This window comes from Marinobacter sp. G5_S1_61_S3 (genome assembly GCF_054968585.1).
This window is the reverse complement of the sequence record NZ_JBQKUK010000002.1, coordinates 197,692-214,980: the sequence shown is the minus strand read 5'-3', so window position 1 is coordinate 214,980 and position 17,289 is coordinate 197,692. Positions and strand designations below refer to the sequence as shown.

20 protein-coding genes are annotated in these 17,289 nt (G+C 57.9%); 10 read left to right on the top strand and 10 right to left on the bottom strand.

The genetic code is table 11. The features are described 5' to 3' along the window. Window positions 1–164 precede the first annotated feature (164 nt). The 6 genes from ACTRWH_RS02470 to mutM all read right to left on the bottom strand — a co-directional run bounded on the left by ACTRWH_RS02470 (window position 165) and on the right by mutM (window position 5,351). Window positions 165–1,697, bottom strand: a complete 1,533-nt coding sequence (locus tag ACTRWH_RS02470; protein WP_462825829.1) for a phosphoenolpyruvate carboxykinase — start codon at window positions 1,695–1,697, stop codon at window positions 165–167. A gap of 175 nt (window positions 1,698–1,872) precedes the next feature. Continuing rightward, entirely contained in the window at window positions 1,873–2,727 is an 855-nt protein-coding gene (gene hslO / locus ACTRWH_RS02465) for an Hsp33 family molecular chaperone HslO (protein ID WP_036211310.1), read from the bottom strand. Between the two features lie 61 nt (window positions 2,728–2,788). Then, a complete protein-coding gene (gene hslR, locus ACTRWH_RS02460; protein ID WP_036211307.1) occupies window positions 2,789–3,196 on the bottom strand; it encodes a ribosome-associated heat shock protein Hsp15 in 408 nt (135 codons plus the stop codon). Between the two features lie 41 nt (window positions 3,197–3,237). Continuing rightward, window positions 3,238–3,927, bottom strand: a complete 690-nt coding sequence (gene yrfG / locus ACTRWH_RS02455; protein ID WP_036211304.1) for a GMP/IMP nucleotidase — start codon at window positions 3,925–3,927, stop codon at window positions 3,238–3,240. 77 nt (window positions 3,928–4,004) lie between these two features. Continuing rightward, a complete protein-coding gene (locus tag ACTRWH_RS02450; protein ID WP_036211301.1) occupies window positions 4,005–4,337 on the bottom strand; it encodes a hypothetical protein in 333 nt (110 codons plus the stop codon). A gap of 189 nt (window positions 4,338–4,526) precedes the next feature. Further along, window positions 4,527–5,351 (bottom strand): bifunctional DNA-formamidopyrimidine glycosylase/DNA-(apurinic or apyrimidinic site) lyase, encoded by an 825-nt coding sequence (gene mutM, locus ACTRWH_RS02445; protein WP_085678550.1) that lies wholly within the window; start codon window positions 5,349–5,351, stop codon window positions 4,527–4,529. A gap of 158 nt (window positions 5,352–5,509) precedes the next feature. Between mutM and ACTRWH_RS02440 the strand changes: the two genes are divergently transcribed. Beyond that, window positions 5,510–6,688: a DesA family fatty acid desaturase gene (locus tag ACTRWH_RS02440; RefSeq protein WP_041333040.1), complete on the top strand. Its 1,179-nt coding sequence runs from the start codon at window positions 5,510–5,512 to the stop codon at window positions 6,686–6,688. 8 nt (window positions 6,689–6,696) lie between these two features. Here the strand turns inward: ACTRWH_RS02440 and rsmD are convergent, their stop codons facing one another. Further along, entirely contained in the window at window positions 6,697–7,296 is a 600-nt protein-coding gene (gene rsmD / locus ACTRWH_RS02435; RefSeq protein WP_228210005.1) for a 16S rRNA (guanine(966)-N(2))-methyltransferase RsmD, read from the bottom strand. A 165-nt stretch (window positions 7,297–7,461) separates the two neighbouring features. Here rsmD and ftsY point away from each other — a divergent pair, with 165 nt between their 5' ends. The 7 genes from ftsY to ACTRWH_RS02400 all read left to right on the top strand — a co-directional run bounded on the left by ftsY (window position 7,462) and on the right by ACTRWH_RS02400 (window position 14,876). Then, entirely contained in the window at window positions 7,462–8,682 is a 1,221-nt protein-coding gene (ftsY, locus tag ACTRWH_RS02430) for a signal recognition particle-docking protein FtsY (RefSeq protein ID WP_228210169.1), read from the top strand. 6 nt (window positions 8,683–8,688) lie between these two features. Beyond that, on the top strand, window positions 8,689–9,372 hold the full coding sequence (gene ftsE, locus ACTRWH_RS02425) for a cell division ATP-binding protein FtsE (protein WP_007155690.1): 684 nt from the start codon (window positions 8,689–8,691) through the stop codon (window positions 9,370–9,372). After that, the gene (ftsX, locus tag ACTRWH_RS02420) at window positions 9,365–10,363 is read left to right on the top strand and encodes a permease-like cell division protein FtsX (RefSeq protein ID WP_091643187.1); all 999 of its coding nucleotides are present in this window, start codon (window positions 9,365–9,367) and stop codon (window positions 10,361–10,363) included. Before ftsE ends, ftsX begins: the two co-directional genes overlap by 8 nt. 195 nt (window positions 10,364–10,558) lie before the next feature. Next, complete coding sequence (rpoH, locus tag ACTRWH_RS02415; RefSeq protein ID WP_041333049.1) at window positions 10,559–11,428, top strand: RNA polymerase sigma factor RpoH; 870 nt, start codon at window positions 10,559–10,561, stop codon at window positions 11,426–11,428. Window positions 11,429–11,530: 102 nt separating this feature from the next. Beyond that, window positions 11,531–12,442: an NAD(P)-dependent oxidoreductase gene (locus tag ACTRWH_RS02410; RefSeq protein ID WP_085678556.1), complete on the top strand. Its 912-nt coding sequence runs from the start codon at window positions 11,531–11,533 to the stop codon at window positions 12,440–12,442. A 291-nt stretch (window positions 12,443–12,733) separates the two neighbouring features. Next, window positions 12,734–13,414 carry a winged helix-turn-helix domain-containing protein gene (locus ACTRWH_RS02405; protein ID WP_007155393.1) on the top strand — a complete coding sequence of 227 codons (681 nt, stop codon included), beginning with the start codon at window positions 12,734–12,736 and terminating at the stop codon, window positions 13,412–13,414. Continuing rightward, complete coding sequence (locus ACTRWH_RS02400) at window positions 13,401–14,876, top strand: HAMP domain-containing sensor histidine kinase (RefSeq protein ID WP_126811156.1); 1,476 nt, start codon at window positions 13,401–13,403, stop codon at window positions 14,874–14,876. The genes ACTRWH_RS02405 and ACTRWH_RS02400 overlap by 14 nt, the downstream gene beginning before the upstream one ends. Here the strand turns inward: ACTRWH_RS02400 and ACTRWH_RS02395 are convergent, their stop codons facing one another. Then, window positions 14,877–15,131 carry a hypothetical protein gene (locus ACTRWH_RS02395; RefSeq protein WP_075195795.1) on the bottom strand — a complete coding sequence of 85 codons (255 nt, stop codon included), beginning with the start codon at window positions 15,129–15,131 and terminating at the stop codon, window positions 14,877–14,879. 255 nt (window positions 15,132–15,386) lie between these two features. Between ACTRWH_RS02395 and greB the strand changes: the two genes are divergently transcribed. Together greB and ACTRWH_RS02385 are read left to right on the top strand one after the other, a co-directional pair. Beyond that, window positions 15,387–15,878, top strand: coding sequence for a transcription elongation factor GreB (gene greB / locus ACTRWH_RS02390; protein ID WP_036211269.1), 492 nt, complete (start codon window positions 15,387–15,389; stop codon window positions 15,876–15,878). A gap of 159 nt (window positions 15,879–16,037) precedes the next feature. Continuing rightward, window positions 16,038–16,454 (top strand): hypothetical protein, encoded by a 417-nt coding sequence (locus ACTRWH_RS02385; protein ID WP_075195794.1) that lies wholly within the window; start codon window positions 16,038–16,040, stop codon window positions 16,452–16,454. A gap of 18 nt (window positions 16,455–16,472) precedes the next feature. On the opposite strand, the gene ACTRWH_RS02380 is transcribed toward ACTRWH_RS02385, so the two are convergent. Further along, complete coding sequence (locus tag ACTRWH_RS02380) at window positions 16,473–16,784, bottom strand: site-specific integrase (protein WP_036211263.1); 312 nt, start codon at window positions 16,782–16,784, stop codon at window positions 16,473–16,475. Window positions 16,785–16,929: 145 nt separating this feature from the next. Continuing rightward, window positions 16,930–17,190 carry an acyl-CoA-binding protein gene (locus tag ACTRWH_RS02375; protein ID WP_036211260.1) on the bottom strand — a complete coding sequence of 87 codons (261 nt, stop codon included), beginning with the start codon at window positions 17,188–17,190 and terminating at the stop codon, window positions 16,930–16,932. Window positions 17,191–17,289: the final 99 nt, after the last annotated feature.

The following is a 17,289-nucleotide window of genomic DNA, read 5'->3' as shown; positions in this document are numbered from 1 at the left end:
GTATACGAATACGGCCAGTAAGCATGCGCTCAATGGGACAAGCCCAATAACTGCAAGCCGTTCTCGAACATGGCGGTTTCGCCACATAAAAAGCAGGCTGGTTGTCTGGTCACAAAAAAAGCGCCGTGCTCATAGAGCAGGGCGCTTTCTCAGTAAAGGCGAGCTTACGCTTTCGGCCCGGCCTCCACAATGGCGTCGGAAACATCAAACTTCTTGAAGTTTTCCACGAACTGGCCAATCAGCTCGGCGGCCTTGGCATCGTAGTCCTCCTTGCTGGCCCAGGTGTTGCGCGGGTTCAGCAGGTTGTTGTCCACGCCTGGTACGTCGACCGGCACGTCCACGTTCAGAGTGGGCAGGTGTTCGGTCTCGGTATCGTCCAGGTCGCCATTCTGGATGGCGGCGATGATGCCGCGGGTGGTGGGGATACTGAAACGCTCGCCCACGCCGTAGGGGCCGCCGGTCCATCCAGTGTTCACCAGGAAGACCTTGCTGCCAAACTCATCCATGCGCTTCATCAGCAGTTCGGCGTAGACGCCGGCCGGGCGCGGGAAAAACGGCGCGCCGAAGCAGGTGGAGAAAGTGGCTTTCAGCTTGGAAGAAGAGCCCATTTCGGTGGAGCCCACCAGCGCGGTGTAGCCACTGAGGAAGTGGTAGGCCGCGGCTTCCTTGCTGAGGATGGACACGGGCGGCAGTACGCCAGTCATGTCACAGGTCAGGAAGACGATGTGTGACGGCTCGCCGGCGCGGTTCTCAATAACGCGCTTCTCAACGTGCTCCAGCGGGTAGGCGCAGCGGGAGTTTTCGGTGAGGGAGACGTCGGTGTAGTCCGGTTCGCGGGTCTCCGGGTCGATGGTGACGTTCTCAACGATAGCACCGAAGCGGATGGCGTCCCAGATAATGGGTTCGTTCTTCTGGCTCAGGTCGATGCACTTGGCGTAGCAGCCGCCTTCAATGTTGAAGACGGTGCCGGGGCCCCAGCCATGCTCGTCGTCGCCGATCAGGAAGCGATCAGGGTCGGCGGAGAGGGTGGTCTTGCCGGTGCCGGAGAGGCCAAAGAACAGGCAGGTTTCGCCGTCTTCACCAACGTTGGCGGAGCAGTGCATGGGCAGCACGTCTTTTTCCGGCAGCAGGAAGTTCTGTACGGAGAACATCGCCTTTTTCATTTCGCCGGCGTAGTGCATGCCTGCCAGCAGTACCTTGCGCTTGGCAAAGTTGATGATCACACAGCCGTTGCTGTTGGTGCCATCGCGCTCGGGCACGCACTCAAAATTGGCGGCGTTGAGGATCTGCCACTCCTGCTTGTCGGCCGGGTTGAAGCTGTCAGGGCGAATAAACAGGTTCTGGCCGAAGAGGTTCTGCCAGGCGGTTTCGGTGGTCATGCGCACTGGCAGGTAGTGTTCCGGGTCGGAGCCAACGTGTACCTGGCTTACAAAGCTGTCTTTCTCGGCGATGTAGGCTTCAACGCGATCCCAGAGGGCATCAAACTTGTCCGCATCGAACGGGCGGTTGATGGGGCCCCAATGGATATCGTCAGAGGTACTGGGCTCTTCGACGATGTAGCGGTCTTTCGGGGACCGGCCTGTACGTTCACCGGTTTTGACCACCAGAGAACCATTTGCGGCCAGTTGGCCTTCGCGTCTTTCCAGTGCCAGCTCAACCAGTTGTGCTGCACTCAGATCATTATAAGTGTTACTCACTTCGACCTCGCCCTCGGGATGTGATCGTGATTACTCAGGCCGTCCCCCCTAAAAATTGACGGAAATCTGAGCAATCGGGTCAATTCAGGCGCGCTATTATGCCAGAGACGCCGGTAAAAAACGACTGCCCCGGAAACCGCTCTACGACTGGCTTCCGGGCCGTTCAGCCGGGTGTTCAGTGTAACGTATGGCCGGTGAAAAGGTGATCAATATCATTTCTATCGAAGCGATAGTGTTGGTGACAGAACTGGCAGTCCATTTCGATGGACCCCTGCTCGTCGAGGATACTGTAGCACTCCTCCTTGCCGATGGATTCCAGAGCGCCCAGCGTTCGCTCCCGCGAGCAGCTGCAGCGGAAGGCGACGGGCTCGGCATCGAACAGGCGCACAGTTTCTTCGTTGAACAGGCGATGGAGCACGGTTTCGCTGTCCAGGGTCAGTAGTTCTTCGGCTTCCACAGTGCTGGCCAGGTGGTTAAGGCGATCCCACAGGTCGGAGTCCTGTTCGGTGTCGCCGGGCAGTTTCTGCAGCATCAGGCCGGCGCTGCAGTTTTCATCGGCAAACAGGAAGAAGCTGGTGGGGATCTGCTCGGAGCGTTCGAAGTATTCTTCCAGGCAGCCGGCCAGGCTTTCCTCTTCCCGGGGCACCACGCCCTGGTAACGCTGGCCTTTGTCCGGGGAGATGGTGATGGCCATGCGGCCCTCGCCCAGCAGCGCGTTCAGGGAGTCCTCGGTCACGGCGTGTTCGTCGTAGCGGGCCAGGCCGCGGATGAAACGATCATGGCTGCACTCCGCCATCAGTGTGCGCAGCGGGCCGTCGCCCTGGGCTTGCAGGGATAGGGTGCCTTCAAACTTGAGGGTGCTGCTCATCAGCACGCTGGCCACCAGGGATTCCCCCAGCATGCGCCGCACGGACGCGGGGTAGGGAGCCTGGTTGCCAATTTCACTGTAGCTGTCGTTCAATTTCACCCAGGCTCCCCGGACCTGGCTGTCTTCAAAAATAAATCGCTGGAACTGGTCCCGGGATGCCATTGGTATTTCTCCTGAGCGTTAAAGTCGGAAACGGTAATCTTTGGAGCGGGAAACAGGAATGCTAGAGCCCGTTCTGTTCCCGGAAGCGTTGTATATCCCGTCGGTCTTTCTTGGAAGGCCGTCTGGCCGGGGGTAGCTGCGCCGCCTGCATGGTTTTGCGCTGCCACGAGAGTTCTTCCCGGCGTTTCACGCTGTCGTCGGTTTCGTGATAGAGCTTCTGGGCTTCGGGGGCGCCCCGGCGCCGGTCACTGATGTCGTCCACCACCACAATGCATTCCTGCCAGCCCAGCCGCAGGGTCACTTTGGCGCCGGGCTCCACCAGTTTTCCGGGTTTGGTTCGCTGGCTGTTGTAGTGAACCTTGCCCCCTTCGATGGCTTGCTTGGCGAGGTTGCGGGTTTTGTAGAAGCGTGCTGCCCACAGCCATTTGTCGAGTCTTACGCGGGTGTCGTCAGTGGTGGTTGCCGTCATGTCTCCTCACCTGATGAGCGTATACGCATAGTATAGCTGGCTCACTGGCCGGATGGCAGGGGTTGGCGCTGACGCAGTGCCGGCAGGATTTCATCAAAATGATGAATCGAGGGGATGTCGGGGTGCCGGTCGCGGGCGGGCTGCCTGCTGTCTGGTGCCAGAATGGCAAGGCACTGGGCGATGCCAGCGGTGCGGGCGCTTTCCAGTACCGGGAAGCTGTCGTCCACCATCAATGTTGCGGCGGCCTGATAGGCTTCCAGCCCGGCGAGGTCCTGCCAGAAGGCGGGATCTTCCTTGGGTTTGCCCAGCTGGTGGCTCGAGATGATGTTGTCCACCCGGCTGTCCAGGCCGGTGCGCTGAAGCTTCAAACTGAGCGGGTCCGGATGGCAGTTGGTGACAATCACGGAGCGCAAACCGGTATCACGGACGGCATCGAGAAAATCCGTCACATGCGGGCGGTAGCCAATGCGTTCGCCCACTTCGGCCTTGAGCCCGGTGATGTCCATGTCCAGCCGGTCGCTCCAGTAGTCGGTGCAGTACCAGTTCAAAGAACCACGTTCGGCCATGATCATCGGAATGATAGTGTCACGGGCTTCTTCCGGGCTGAGATTGTTGTACTCGGCGTAACGCCTGGGCAGGTGCTCGAGCCAGAAATGGTTGTCGAAATGCAGGTCGAGCAGTGTTCCGTCCATATCCAGGAACACCGTCTCAAGGGAGTGCCAGTTCACCATAAACAAAAACAGCCTGAAGTTGGTTAAACGTCAGGCTGCCGAAGAATGCGCAAATTGGCAAGGCGGGTTTTTACGGATCAGTTACCGCTTTGTTCAATGGGCTGTTGTTTCCTGCCGGTGCGAGTACAACCGAGGCAGCGAACAAAGGTGGCTTTGGCCGGGCCAACAACCAGGACTTCGCCGGCTTCCGCTGCGTTACCGCCCAGTGCGGAGAACGGCAGGGATACCAGGTAAACCACGCTTCCCACGATGGTGGTGGCAAACAGGGCCGGGCGAACAAACAGCGCATCGCCTGTCATTGCCAGTGCTGTAGGCTCTTCGTCGATGGCTTGAGCGTGGCCGACGGAGGAAAAAGCCAGCAGGCAAACCGCTACGGCTGTAATAACGATGTGGGAAATCTTACCGGTCATTTCTTGTTTCTCCTGAGCTTACCTTAGCTTGTCGGCGTTCTGATCTGGCCGATGGTCGCCCTGCCTTGGATGGCTGACGATACATATACCGCACAGTGTAGCTTACGATTATGGATACTCTGTTAACTATGAATCATATTTGCGTATTTTCAAACGATTTTTCTGTTTCATTAGTTGTCTGGTCGCCGTTCAGCGCTGGCATTTTCCGCAGTAAACCGTCGAGCGCTGGTTCATCCGGATTTCCTTCAGCGGATGGCCGCACTCGCGGCAGGACTCGCCATTGCGGCCATACACCAGCAGCGACTGGGCAAAATAGCCCGGTTTGCCGTCGCTGTTCACAAAGTCCCGCAGGGTGGTTCCACCCATGAGAATGGCCGCACTGAGGGTTTCGCGGATGGCTTCCACCAGGCGGTTGTAACGGTCCAGGCTGATGCGGCCGGCGGCGCGACGGGGGTGGATGCCGGCCTTGAACAGGGCTTCGTTTGCATAGATGTTGCCCACGCCCACCACCACATGGTTGTCCATGATGAAGGACTTTACCGGTGTCTTCTTGCCCCGCGAGAGTCGATAGAGCAGGCGCCCGTTGAAGTCCGGTGCCAGGGGTTCCGGCCCCAGGCTGGCGATCAGTGGATGCTGGTCCGGTGTTTCGGACCAGAGCCAGCAACCAAAGCGGCGGGGGTCGTTGAAGCGCAGGCGAATGCCGTTGTCGAGTGTCAGTTCCACGTGGTCATGAAGTAGGGGCTCACTCTGATCGGTGATCACCCGCAGGCTGCCGGACATGCCCAGGTGCACGATCAATGTTCCGGCAACGGTGGCCGAGCTTACGCCAATCAGCAGGTATTTGGCCCGCCGGTCCACGGTGTGGATCACCGAACCTTCGATCAGTTCCGCGAGGTTGCCCGGCACGGGCCAGCGCAGGCGCCCGTCGCGCACGGTTACCTGAGTGATGGTCCGGTTTTCACAATAGGGGGCGATGCCGCGTCGGGTGGTTTCTACTTCGGGCAATTCAGGCAAAGGGATATACTCCAGCGGCACGGGCGGTAACGGATAAGTGTAATCGGTAACAAATTCGCATCCAAATGCGGTTGTTCGGGCTAACAACTGTACGCTAAAGTGGCTCAATACGGTTTGTCGGGCAGTGCCGGACCCGGATTTCGAACGAGGAAAACTCTATGTGGTACAACGGTCTTCTGGACCTTTCGGTGATGCAGCTGATTCTGGTTGCGCTGGGGCTTACCCACATCACAATTATCAGCGTTACGCTTTACCTGCATCGTCATTCTGCCCACAACTCGCTGGATCTTCATCCGGTGCTGGCGCATTTTTTCCGCTTCTGGCTGTGGCTGACCACGGCCCAGAACACCAAGCAGTGGACGGCGATTCACCGTAAACATCACGCCAAGTGCGAAACCGAGGAAGACCCTCACAGCCCGGTGGTCCTGGGTATCCGCAAGGTGCTGCTTGAAGGTGCCGAACTGTACGACGAGGCCGGTACGCCAGAAACTCTGGAGCGTTATGGCCAGCGCACCCCGGAAGACTGGGTAGAGAACAACGTGTATAGCCGCTATAAACTGCTGGGCATTCAACTGATGGCGGTGATTGATCTGCTGCTGTTCGGTGTTCACGGTATCTGGATCTGGGCGGTTCAGATGATGTGGATTCCGGTCTGGGCGGCTGGCGTGGTCAATGGCATCGGGCACTTTATGGGGTATCGCAATTTCGAGTGCAGCGATAATGCCCGCAACATTTCGCCCTGGGGCATCCTGATTGGCGGCGAAGAGCTGCACAATAATCACCACACCTACCCCAATTCCTCCAAGCTGTCCCGCCGCTGGTATGAAGTGGATATTGGCTGGGGCTATATTCGTCTGTTCCAGTTCTTCCGGTTGGCGAATCCCAAGGGCTTCAAGCCGATCGCACATTATGTACCTGGTAAGCAGGAAGTGGATGTCGAGACGGTTCAGGCCATTACCAACAGCCGGTTCGATATTATGCGTCAGTATCGTAAGCGGGTGATGGAGCCGGTGTTGCGTCAGCAGAAGGCGGTGATGGATGAGGAGATTCGTCCGCGTTATCGCAGTCTGAAGCGGTTGCTGTCCCGTGAGGTGACTCTGATCAAGCCGAAGGAGAAGGAGCACCTGGAAATTGCTCTGGAGAGCAATGCGGTGCTGCGGCAGATTTATGAGAAGAGTAATGAGTTGCAGGAGTTGTGGCGTCGCCGTGGTTTGAAGCCGCAGGAGAAGTTGCATGCGCTGATGGAGTGGTGCCGGGAGGCGGAGGCCAGCGGTATTCGCTACCTTGAGGACTTTGCGGCGCATTTGCGGGCTTATTCTCTTCGGCCTTCGCCGTGATCGCCCTTTTAGTCTGCTGATTCCTTCACTCTGAATAAACAGTAGGTCACCTGGCCTGCTGTTTTTTGTCTGTGCAGGGTCCAGTTGGCTGGCGCTGAGGGCGTTGGCATGTCGCTTTCGTGTTCTGCGTAGATCCAGCCCCCGGGTTTTACCCAACCATTGTCCGCAATCATCGGGAACAGTTTTTCCAGCCAGCCCTGTCTGAAGGGTGGGTCCATGAACAGGATGTCGACGGGTTTGGCCGGTGGCTGGGCCAGGTAGGTGTCGACAGCCTGGCAGGCCACTTCTCCGTTTTCCGATTTTAGTAGGCGCAGGTTGCTTCTCAGGGCCTGGGCGAGTGCGGGCGTGTGATCGACGAAGGTGGTTGGGCCAGCGCCTCGGGAGAGAGCTTCAAGACCCAGGGCGCCGGAGCCGGCGAAGAGGTCGAGGCAGCGGCTACCGGGCAGGTGGTGCGTCAGCCAGTTAAAGAGGGTTTCGCGGGTGCGTGCCGGTGTAGGGCGTACGCCGCCGGCTTCGGGGAAGCGCAGTTTGCGGCTGCGCCAATCGCCGCCGATGATGCGGAGTTCGCCGCCGTTGCTGGCTGGACTGGGTTTCTGGGTGCGCGCCATGGGGATGAGGCCTCTCGAGCATGGTTTGGTGCGCCTGCCGGTGCAGGTTGCGCCATGTTACGAAGGTTTATGGGGCGAGTCACCTGCGGCCATCACTTAGGCCGGTCAGTCTGCTAGAATACCGCCTTTCTTGTATCCCGCGAATCGACGATCAATGGTATGACTATGACGGCAGAGTGGATTGCTATCGGCCTTCTGGCCCTTCTTGTCCTTGTGTTTGTTCTGGATGTGGCGGCAAACCGTCAGCGTGTACCCCGGCCAAAGCCGGTGCCCCAGAAGAAGCCGGAGGCTCCGGAAGGTGCTACCCCGAAATCCGGGTCGGAGGAGAAGGCGGAGCCTAAGTCCGAGCCCGATAGCGCGCCGGTCGCGGAAGCACCTGAAAAGCCTGCTGATGAGGAAGCGCCCGCTGAAACCCCGACAACGCCGGAGCCTGAACCAGAGCCGGAAGCACCTCAGGTCAGTGTTTTCGAGCGTATTCGCAATGGGTTGGGTAAAACCCGTGCCAATCTGACCGGTGGTTTTGCGGATCTGTTTTCCATCGGCAAGAAGGTGGACGAGGACCTGCTCGAGGAAATCGAGACCACGCTGCTGATGGCGGATGTGGGTGTGACTGCCACGTCGGAAATCATTGAGTCGCTGACTGACAAACTGGAGCGCAACCAGCTCAAGGACGGCGAAGCCCTGCGCAAGGCCCTGAGGGATGAGCTCCATGGCCTGCTGGCGGATGTGACAAAGCCCCTGGAAATTGATGCGGGCAAAAAGCCCTACGTCATCCTGATGGTGGGTGTGAACGGTGTTGGTAAAACCACTACGATCGGTAAGCTCACCAAGCTTTTTCAGCGGGACGGCAAGTCGGTGATGCTGGCGGCGGGGGATACCTTCCGTGCCGCGGCGGTTGAGCAGTTGCAGGTGTGGGGCGAGCGTAATGACGTTCCCGTCGTGGCCCAGCATACCGGCGCCGACAGCGCATCCGTCATCTTTGATGCTGTTCAGTCTGCGCAGTCCCGTGGTGTGGATGTGGTGATTGCGGACACCGCCGGCCGCCTTCAGAACAAAGACAACCTGATGAGCGAGCTGGAGAAGGTTGTGCGGGTCATGAAGAAGCTGGATGAGTCCGCACCCCACGAAGTCATGCTGGTTCTGGACGCCGGCACCGGCCAGAATGCTTTGAGTCAGGCCCAAGTGTTCCAGCAGGCGGTGGGGGTCAGCGGCATTACCCTGACCAAGCTGGACGGCACGGCCAAGGGTGGTATTGTGTTTGCCATCGCCCGGCAGTTGCAGCTACCCATCCGTTACATTGGTGTGGGGGAGCAGGTAGACGACCTGCGCAGCTTCGATGCCCGCACCTTTGTGGATGCGCTGTTTGATGAAAGCCCGGATAAGTAACCTTCAATGATCGAGTTCCGCCAGGTCACCAAACGTTATGACAGCGACCATACCGCGTTGCGTCAGGTCAATTTCGGCCTGGAGCGTGGTGAGTTGGCGTTTCTTACGGGGCATTCCGGTGCTGGCAAAAGTACGCTGCTAAAGCTGATTATGGTGATGGAGCGCCCCAGCGCCGGCGAGGTGATTGTGGGCGGGCAGGTGCTCAATACCCTGCCGCGCCGTCAGGTGCCGTACATCCGCCGACACATCGGTGTGGTGTTCCAGAATCACCAGTTATTGTTTGATCGCACCGTGTTCGACAACGTCGCCATGCCTTTGGAGGTGATGGGCACCCCGGCCCGGGATATCGGTCGCCGCGTGCGGGCCGCTCTGGACAAGGTGGGGTTGTTGAGCAAGGAAAAGATGAACCCGATGCAGCTATCCGGGGGTGAGCAGCAGCGGGTGGGCATTGCCCGTGCCGTGGTGAACAAGCCCCCGGTACTGTTGGCGGATGAGCCCACCGGTAACCTGGACCCGGAATTGTCTGCCGATATCATGCGGCTGTTTGCGGAATTCAGTCAGGTCGGGGTCACAGTGTTGATTGCTACCCACGACATTGCACTGATTAACGATCTTGGTCGCCGTACGTTGACTCTCGATCATGGTCGGCTGGTGACAGGCGTTGGCGCAAAAGGGGGGCTTCATGGCTAACGATCCCCGACGGCAGCCTGCCCGGGGCGCCAGAAGTGCCCGTTCTCCCTGGCGCCAGCAGGCCGAAAGTTACCTGAATCATCATCGTAAGGTGGCCCGGGACAGCGCGCAGCGTCTTTGGCACTCACCAGTGGCGAGCATGATGACCTGGACGGTGATGGGCGTGGCGCTGGCGCTGCCAGTGGCGCTTATGCTGTTGCTGGCCAGTCTGGAAGGCGTCAGTGCCGGCTGGGAAAGCTCGGCGAGGGTGACGGCCTATCTGAGTGACACCGTTTCTATTGAAGATGCCCGGTCATTGAAAGCCGAGGTGGCTGATGACAGCCGGGTGGCGGAAGTCGAGCTGATCGACCGTGAGACTGCGCTGGAAGAGTTCCGCGCTTCTTCCGGCCTTGAAGACGCCCTCGATTACCTGGACGGAAACCCGCTTCCCCATACTCTGCTGGTCACACCCAGTGAAGGTTCCCGCACCGCTGACGGCGTGGAAATGCTGCTGAAGGTTATTGAAGGGCTGGACGGTGTTGACCGGGTACAGGTGGATCTCGGCTGGTTGCAGCGTCTGAACGCCATGACCGACCTGTTGGGCCGTGCCGTCTGGGCGCTGGCGCTGTTGTTGGCGGCCGCCGTGGTGCTGGTGATTGGCAATACCGTTCGCCTTGCGATTGAAAATCGCCGCGACGAAATTCTGGTGGCAAAGTTGGTGGGTGGCACCGACGCTTTCGTGCGCCGGCCGTTCCTCTATACGGGGGCCTGGTTTGGCCTGGGCGGTGGCATTGTGGCCTTTATCCTGCTCCAGGTGTCGCTCTGGTGGCTCAGTGGCCCAGTGGAGCGGCTAGCCGGGTTGTACCGCAGTGAGTTTTCCCTGAGCGGGCTGAGCGTCGATGGCGCGCTGGCGTTGATAATTGCAGCCATGCTGTTAGGCTGGTTAGGCGCCTGGGTTGCCGTCAAGCGCCATCTGGATGACATTGAGCCGGGGGAAATTGCCGGCGGATGATCTCCGATCTCGGAAATACCGTATTGAAGCCAATGCAGGTTTCGGCGTAGCTTGAAGATAGAATTCGAAGGCAGCCAGATTTCCAGTTTGTTGATTTGAAACGGTTTAGATGGAAATTTGGGTTATTTGCAGAGTGCTTGGCGGGCTGAATTAGAGTTGCTATATTTATCGGTCGTCATGTTCGGAGGATAAGACATGGGTACGAGTTTACAGATCATCGACAGACTGGTTCCGGGTGCCAACCTTGAGTCCTATATCCAGGCGGCCAGCCGCATTCCGGTACTGTCTGTTGAGGAAGAGCGCAAGCTCGCCGAGCGACTGCATTACGATGGTGATGTGGAAGCCGCGCGTGAGTTGGTTCTTTCGCATCTGCGCTTCGTGATCCACATTGCCCGCAGCTATGCGGGTTATGGGCTGTCCCAGGCAGATTTGATCCAGGAAGGTAACGTAGGCCTGATGAAGGCGGTCAAGCGTTTCAATCCGGAATACGGTGTTCGCCTGGTGTCCTTTGCAGTGCACTGGATCAAGGCCGAGATTCACGAGTTTATCCTGCGCAACTGGCGCATCGTGAAAGTGGCGACCACCAAGGCGCAGCGTAAGTTGTTCTTTAACCTGCGCAGCCAGAAGAAGCGTCTGGCGTGGTTGAGCCATGATGAGGTTAATGCCGTGGCCAGTGATCTTGGGGTTGAGCCCAAGGTTGTGCGGGAGATGGAAGGCCGTCTGGCTTCCCACGATACGGCGTTCGATGGCCCCCAGGATGATGACGACGACAATGCTTATCAGGCGCCGGCGTATTATCTGGAAGACAAGCGCAGCAATCCGGCCACGCAGTTGGAGCAATCAGACTGGACGGACGATTCCAATGGTCGTCTGATGGCGGCGCTGGGGCAGTTGGATGAGCGTAGCCAGGATATCCTTCGTGAGCGCTGGTTGTCGGATAGCAAGTCGACACTGCATGAGCTGGCTGACCGATATGGTGTTTCCGCTGAGCGTATTCGTCAGTTGGAGAAAAACGCCATGAAGAAGATTCGTCTGCATATGACAACGGAAGAAGAGGCGGCTTAACCCTTAGTTGACTTGGGGTTTGTCAGAACGCCACCACCCTTTGCGGGGTTGGTGGCGTTTTTGTTTGTATACTCTTTTAGAGCAAACCTTGGGTAAGAACAAATGACTGAAAATCGGTTTCATATAGCCTTCCTTGGTGTTGGCCTCATGGGTGCGCCCATGGTTCGGAATTTGTTGGATGCGGGTTATCCAATGACGTTGTGGAATCGGACGGGGAGTAAGTGCGAGCCTTTTGCCGATGAAGCTACCATTGCCGGTACACCGGAAGACGCGGTTCGAGATGCCGACATCGTCATCACCATGCTGGAGAACGGCGATGTGGTGGATGACGTGATGGTGGCCCAACGCGGTATCGCGGCGCTCAAGGCCGGGGCGGTCTATATTGATATGAGTTCGGTTCAGCCGTCGCTGGCGCGACGCCATGCGGCCTTGGCTAAGGAGCAGGGGGCCGGGTATTTGGATGCGCCTGTGTCCGGCGGCACTGTCGGCGCCGAGCAGGCAACGCTGAGTATTATGGCCGGTGGTTCTGGCGCAGACGTTGAGCGGGTGCGGCCGGTTTTTGAGGTGCTGGGGAAATGCACCCCCATTGGTCCGGTAGGGGCGGGGCAACTGGCGAAGCTGGCGAATCAGGCGATCGTGGGGATTACCATTGGCGCGGTGTCAGAGGCGTTGTTGCTGGCAGCGAAGGGTGGGGCTGATCCTGCCGCTGTTCGGGAGGCGCTGATGGGCGGTTTTGCGGGCAGTCGGATTCTGGAGTTGCACGGGCAGCGGATGATTGACCGGGACTTTTCACCCGGTGCGCCGGCGCGGATTCAGTTGAAGGACCTGCGGATGATTCTGGATGAGGCCCGTTCCGAGGGTCTGACCCTGCCGCTGTCGCAGCAGGTGCATAATGAGTATCAAAGCCTGATCGCCAACGGGCACAGCGATGTGGATCACAGTGGTTTGTTGCTGGAACTGGAGCATCTCAACGGGGCATTGTTGGGTTCTTCGTCGGCCATCAAGCGCAAGTAGCAGGCTCGCTATGAATGTCTCCATGCTGTTTGCCGAGGTGAAATGCAGGAGCACGGCGCGGGTGAGATTAACTTTCGGAATGTTTTCGCAGCGTTGGACCGCCTGGGCTATGGTGGTTGGATGAACGTGGAATATTGCCTTGCGGGCTATACGGTGTCGAGACTAGGCTGGTTCGGGGTATGTCGTGACCGTCGCCATTGGCGACACCCTCTTACAAGATCGTAACTGGTCGGCAACGGATGTTCTTCGTACCCTAGCTGTTAATGTAATCCGCTATCGGGAGGAAAACCGGTGAAAGCACTGGTAATTGAAGACGATCAGGACGTGGCAAACTACCTTGTTAAAGGGCTGAAAGAGTCTGATTTTGTCGTGGACCACGCGGCGGATGGCAAGGAAGGCATGATGATGGCCGCCAGCGAAGACTACGACATCATGATTGTGGACCGCATGTTGCCAGGTATGGACGGCCTGTCGATCATCAAAACGGTGCGTGCCACTGGCAACCAGGTTCCAGTGTTGATCCTCAGCGCCCTGGGCGATGTGGATGACCGGGTGGAAGGCCTGCGTGGTGGTGGCGATGACTATCTGACCAAACCGTTCTCTTTCACCGAGCTGCTGGCCCGTATCGAATCCCTGGTGCGCCGTAATCGCCAGTCTGCGGAAACCGAGACCGTGCTGCGGGTGGCCGATCTGGAAATGGACCTGCTTGCCAGAACCGTTAAGCGGGCCGGGCACAATATTGATGTTCAGCCCCGGGAGTTCCGTCTGCTGGAATATCTCATGCGAAATGCCGGGCAGGTGGTCACTCGTACCATGTTGCTCGAAAAAGTATGGGATTATCATTTCGACCCCCAGACCAACGTCATCGACGTACACATCAGCCGTCTGAGGGCGAAGATCGACAAGGAATTCGAGACCCCCTTGCTGCAGACCATACGGGGTGCAGGGTACATGTTGCGTGAAACTGCTTAGCCAGCTCAGAACCTCATCGTTCCAGTTAGCCCTGCTGTACATGGTGGTGTTCGCCACCTCGGTTTTTTTGCTGCTGGCGTTTATCTACTGGCGCACGGCAGGGTTCATGACTGCCCAGACCGATGAGACCATCGAGGCCGAGATTGCCGGCCTCGCGGAGCAATACCGTGGCAGCGGTATCAATGGCCTTATTTCCATCATCCGCGAGCGTGTTGCCCGCGACCCCAACGCCAAATCCATCTATCTGTTGACGACGGACGACTTCGTCAAGCTCGCCGGTAACATCGAAAACTGGCCCAAGGGTTCTCGCTCTGACAGCGGCTGGATCAATTTCACCCTGAATCCGTCAGTGGGCTGGAATGGTCCGGAGCGACTCGCACGGGCTCGCATTTTCGAAGTGCAGGGTGGCCTGCGCCTGTTGGTGGGCCGTGATGTGGACGAGCTCACTAACCTGAAACGGGTGATCGAAACCGCCATTAACTGGGGGATGGGTATTACCCTGGCGCTGGCGCTGTTAGGCGGGTTCCTGATGAGCCGGAGCACCACGCGGCGCATTGAAGTCATCAACAACACTTCCCGGCGCATCATGAATGGGCATCTGTCCCTGCGTATACCAACCCGAGGTACCGACGACGACTTCGACCAGCTGGCAGAAAACCTGAACCAGATGCTGGATCGCATTGTTTACCTGATGGAAGGTATCCGGCATGTGTCCGACAGCATCGCCCACGATTTAAGAACCCCGCTGACCCGGCTGCGCAATCAGCTTGAAAACACCCTTATGTCGGTAGACAACGAAGAGGCCCGGGAGCAGGCCGGCAAGGCCGTGGCAGAGGCGGACCAGTTGTTGGCCACCTTCAATGCCCTGCTTCGGATCGCGCGTTTGGAAACCCGTGGCAATACAGCGGACATGCAGCAGGTACCCCTGGGAGAGCTGGTTAGCGATGCGTGTGAGCTGTATGAAGCGTTGGCGGAAGACAAAGAGCAGCAGTTCGAGCAGTCCCTGGAAGATCATGTGGTGATCGAGGGCGATCGGGACCTGCTGTTCCAGATGGTCAGTAACCTGATTGATAACGCTATCAAGTACACCCCGGAACAAGGCGAGATCCGGGTAAACGTACGCAAGGATGGCAACGACGCGATTTTCGAGGTTGGGGACAGTGGCATCGGTATCCCCGATGACGAAAAAGACCAGGTGTTCCAGCGCTTCTACCGGGTTGGCAAAAGCCGGTCATTGCCCGGCAACGGCCTTGGGCTCAGCCTTGTCAGCGCGGTCGCGGAGATCCACCAGGGTGTTATCTCATTGAGCGATCATCACCCAGGGGAAGATTATCCGGGGCTGATGGTCACCATTCGGTTGCCCGCCTACTCGCCGAACCGGAAACGTCTGAAAGACACCCAGACCATTTCCGCTTCGGAAGCCGGAGAACAGAGCTCCCCGGGGGAGCTCAGGGGCGTTTGATCAGTTGCTGGATGCGCCGCGGAACTGATTTACGCGGCTGATCACTGGCTTCAGCAGCGTGTCTACCTGTGAGCGGCGACGATCGAATTTGGCCTGGATGCTGTCCCACTCACCTTCCAGATGTTTCTGTTCCAGCATGATAAACGCCGCCAGGTTATGACGGTTCAGCTTGCCGGTGATGCCGTATTGGTCAAGCCGATAGCCGATACTGTCGAGACCATTGAGGGCCGTGTTGAGAAGCTTTTTGGTGTTCATTCTGGTATCCCGTGCTTGGACGTTAAATCGGAAATTCAGTTAATTGAACGCTAACGCCTGCGTCTAGAGTGCGCAACCTAATCTGGCCCTGACCAAAACGTAATTCGGCCGCCACCACTGTGTAACCTGTTCTGTGGAAAATGGAAGGTGTAGCTAAGGAAGCCAGCGGAAACTCCGCTTGCTTCTCCCTCCAGCACAGCGCTAGCCTTACCCCGTTTTTACGGGGTTTTTTTATGTCTACACGGTGGTTTTTCTATGGCCAGAACCCGCTACATAACCGCGGAGGGCGAGCAGGCTCTTCGTGAGGAATTGCGTTTTCTCTGGAAGGAGAAGCGTCCGGAAGTGACGCAGGCGGTGCGGGAAGCAGCCGCTCAGGGCGATCGCTCAGAGAACGCCGAGTACATCTATGGCAAGAAACAGTTGCGGGAAATTGATCGACGCGTGCGCTTCCTGACCAAGCGGCTTGATGAGCTGACGGTGGTGGATCGTCTGCCTGATGACCGGGGCAAAGTGTTTTTTGGCGCCTGGGTGACCATCGAAAACGAAGGCGGCGACGAAAGCACTTACCGGCTGGTTGGGCCGGATGAGTTCGATCTGTCTCGCGGTTACCTGAGCATCGACTCTCCCATGGCGCGTGCGCTTTTGGGCAAACGCATTGACGACGAGGTGGGGGTGCGAACACCGGATGGCTGGAATCACGTTGTGATCACCAACATTCATTATGAACCGCTAACGCCCGACAAGTGAGGAGTGTCACAAAACTGGCGACTGACCGGGTTTTTTGTCGTTTTTGGCGATAGACTGATCAAAAATTGTCAGCCTGAGATGTATTTGTTCAAATAATGGTCAGGCTCGGCATGACATAAAAAGGCAGTCGTTATGGGCGGATTCGATACAAAAAGGACTATGATCGGCGCGACCGTGCTGGTGGTGGCGTTGTCACCTCTGGTGTGGGCCCAAACCGGCGAAGAAACCGTCGAGGGTGGCGCCTTCAACTATGAAGAGCGTTCAACGCTGGAAACCATTCCGTTCAACTCCATGGAAGAAGAGTCTCTGGCCAATACCGTGATCGAAGGTGGCCTGGAAGCGCCGGCGGCTGGCGTGCCCGTGCAGCCGCGAACGGACGAGGATTTCTACCTGGATCCCCTTGCCCTTCAGCCCCGTGATCCACGCACGGATCTCGGGCGAAGCGAAATTCCGGTGGAATTCCGCTTCAGCAACCCCAAGTCCATTCCCGGGCAAACCCACGGCGACAACTACATTATCCGCCCACCGACCAATCGGAACTACGGCGCGTTCAATACCACAACGACGGAACGATAATTCGTCTGCCGCGAGGGTTCAGGCGGCAACAATGCCCTCGGGCTCAGTTCTGCCCAACACATCTTCGTAGAAGAACGCCAGCGCCTGTTTGGCCTGATTGAGGCGTGCCCGTGACACTTCCAGGCGTTCGCTCAGGTAAGCCAGGAATAATTGCCGGTCGCCGGGTTGCAGCGTTTCCGGATTTTTCAGGTCGTGGAAAAGCACGAACCGGGAAATCCAGTGGAGATAGGTTTGCTCTGCGCGGTGGTTAAGCTGATGTTTGCGGATGGCGCCAGTCACTCGACTGACAAGCCCGGGCTGCGACTGTTCCAGCGCCTCGGTGATATCCATGATGCGTCTTCCGTGTGAATTGTTGTTCTTATGATGCGCGCATCTTATGACAATCGTTTGACCGCCGCAAAACTTTTGCGAGGGAAATTGAGTGGGAGCAGAACCGTCGGTGCGGCGGCTGCTCCCGATCAAGCTGGACTACGGGTTACTTCAGGGATTCCAGCTTATCGATGTACTTCTGCATGGCTTCCTCGGAGGAGGTGCCCTTGACCTTTTCCCAGGCGTCGTACTTGGCGCGGCCGACAAAATCCATCATGCCCGGGCGTTTGCCACTGACATCACCTTCGGTGGCCTGCTTGTAGAGGGCATAGAACTCCAGCTTGAGTTCGTTGGAGGGTTTGAAGTCGCCCTCGGCGTTCTGGATGTAGTTGACGGCTTCGTCAAAGCGGGTTTTCAGGTCACTCATATGGCGGTTCCTTTTCTGGTGTTGAATCCGATATTCACGATGCGGAAGAGTATAGCCAGAGACAGTGTGACCGTCATTGGCCGATCGTTCCAATCCTTC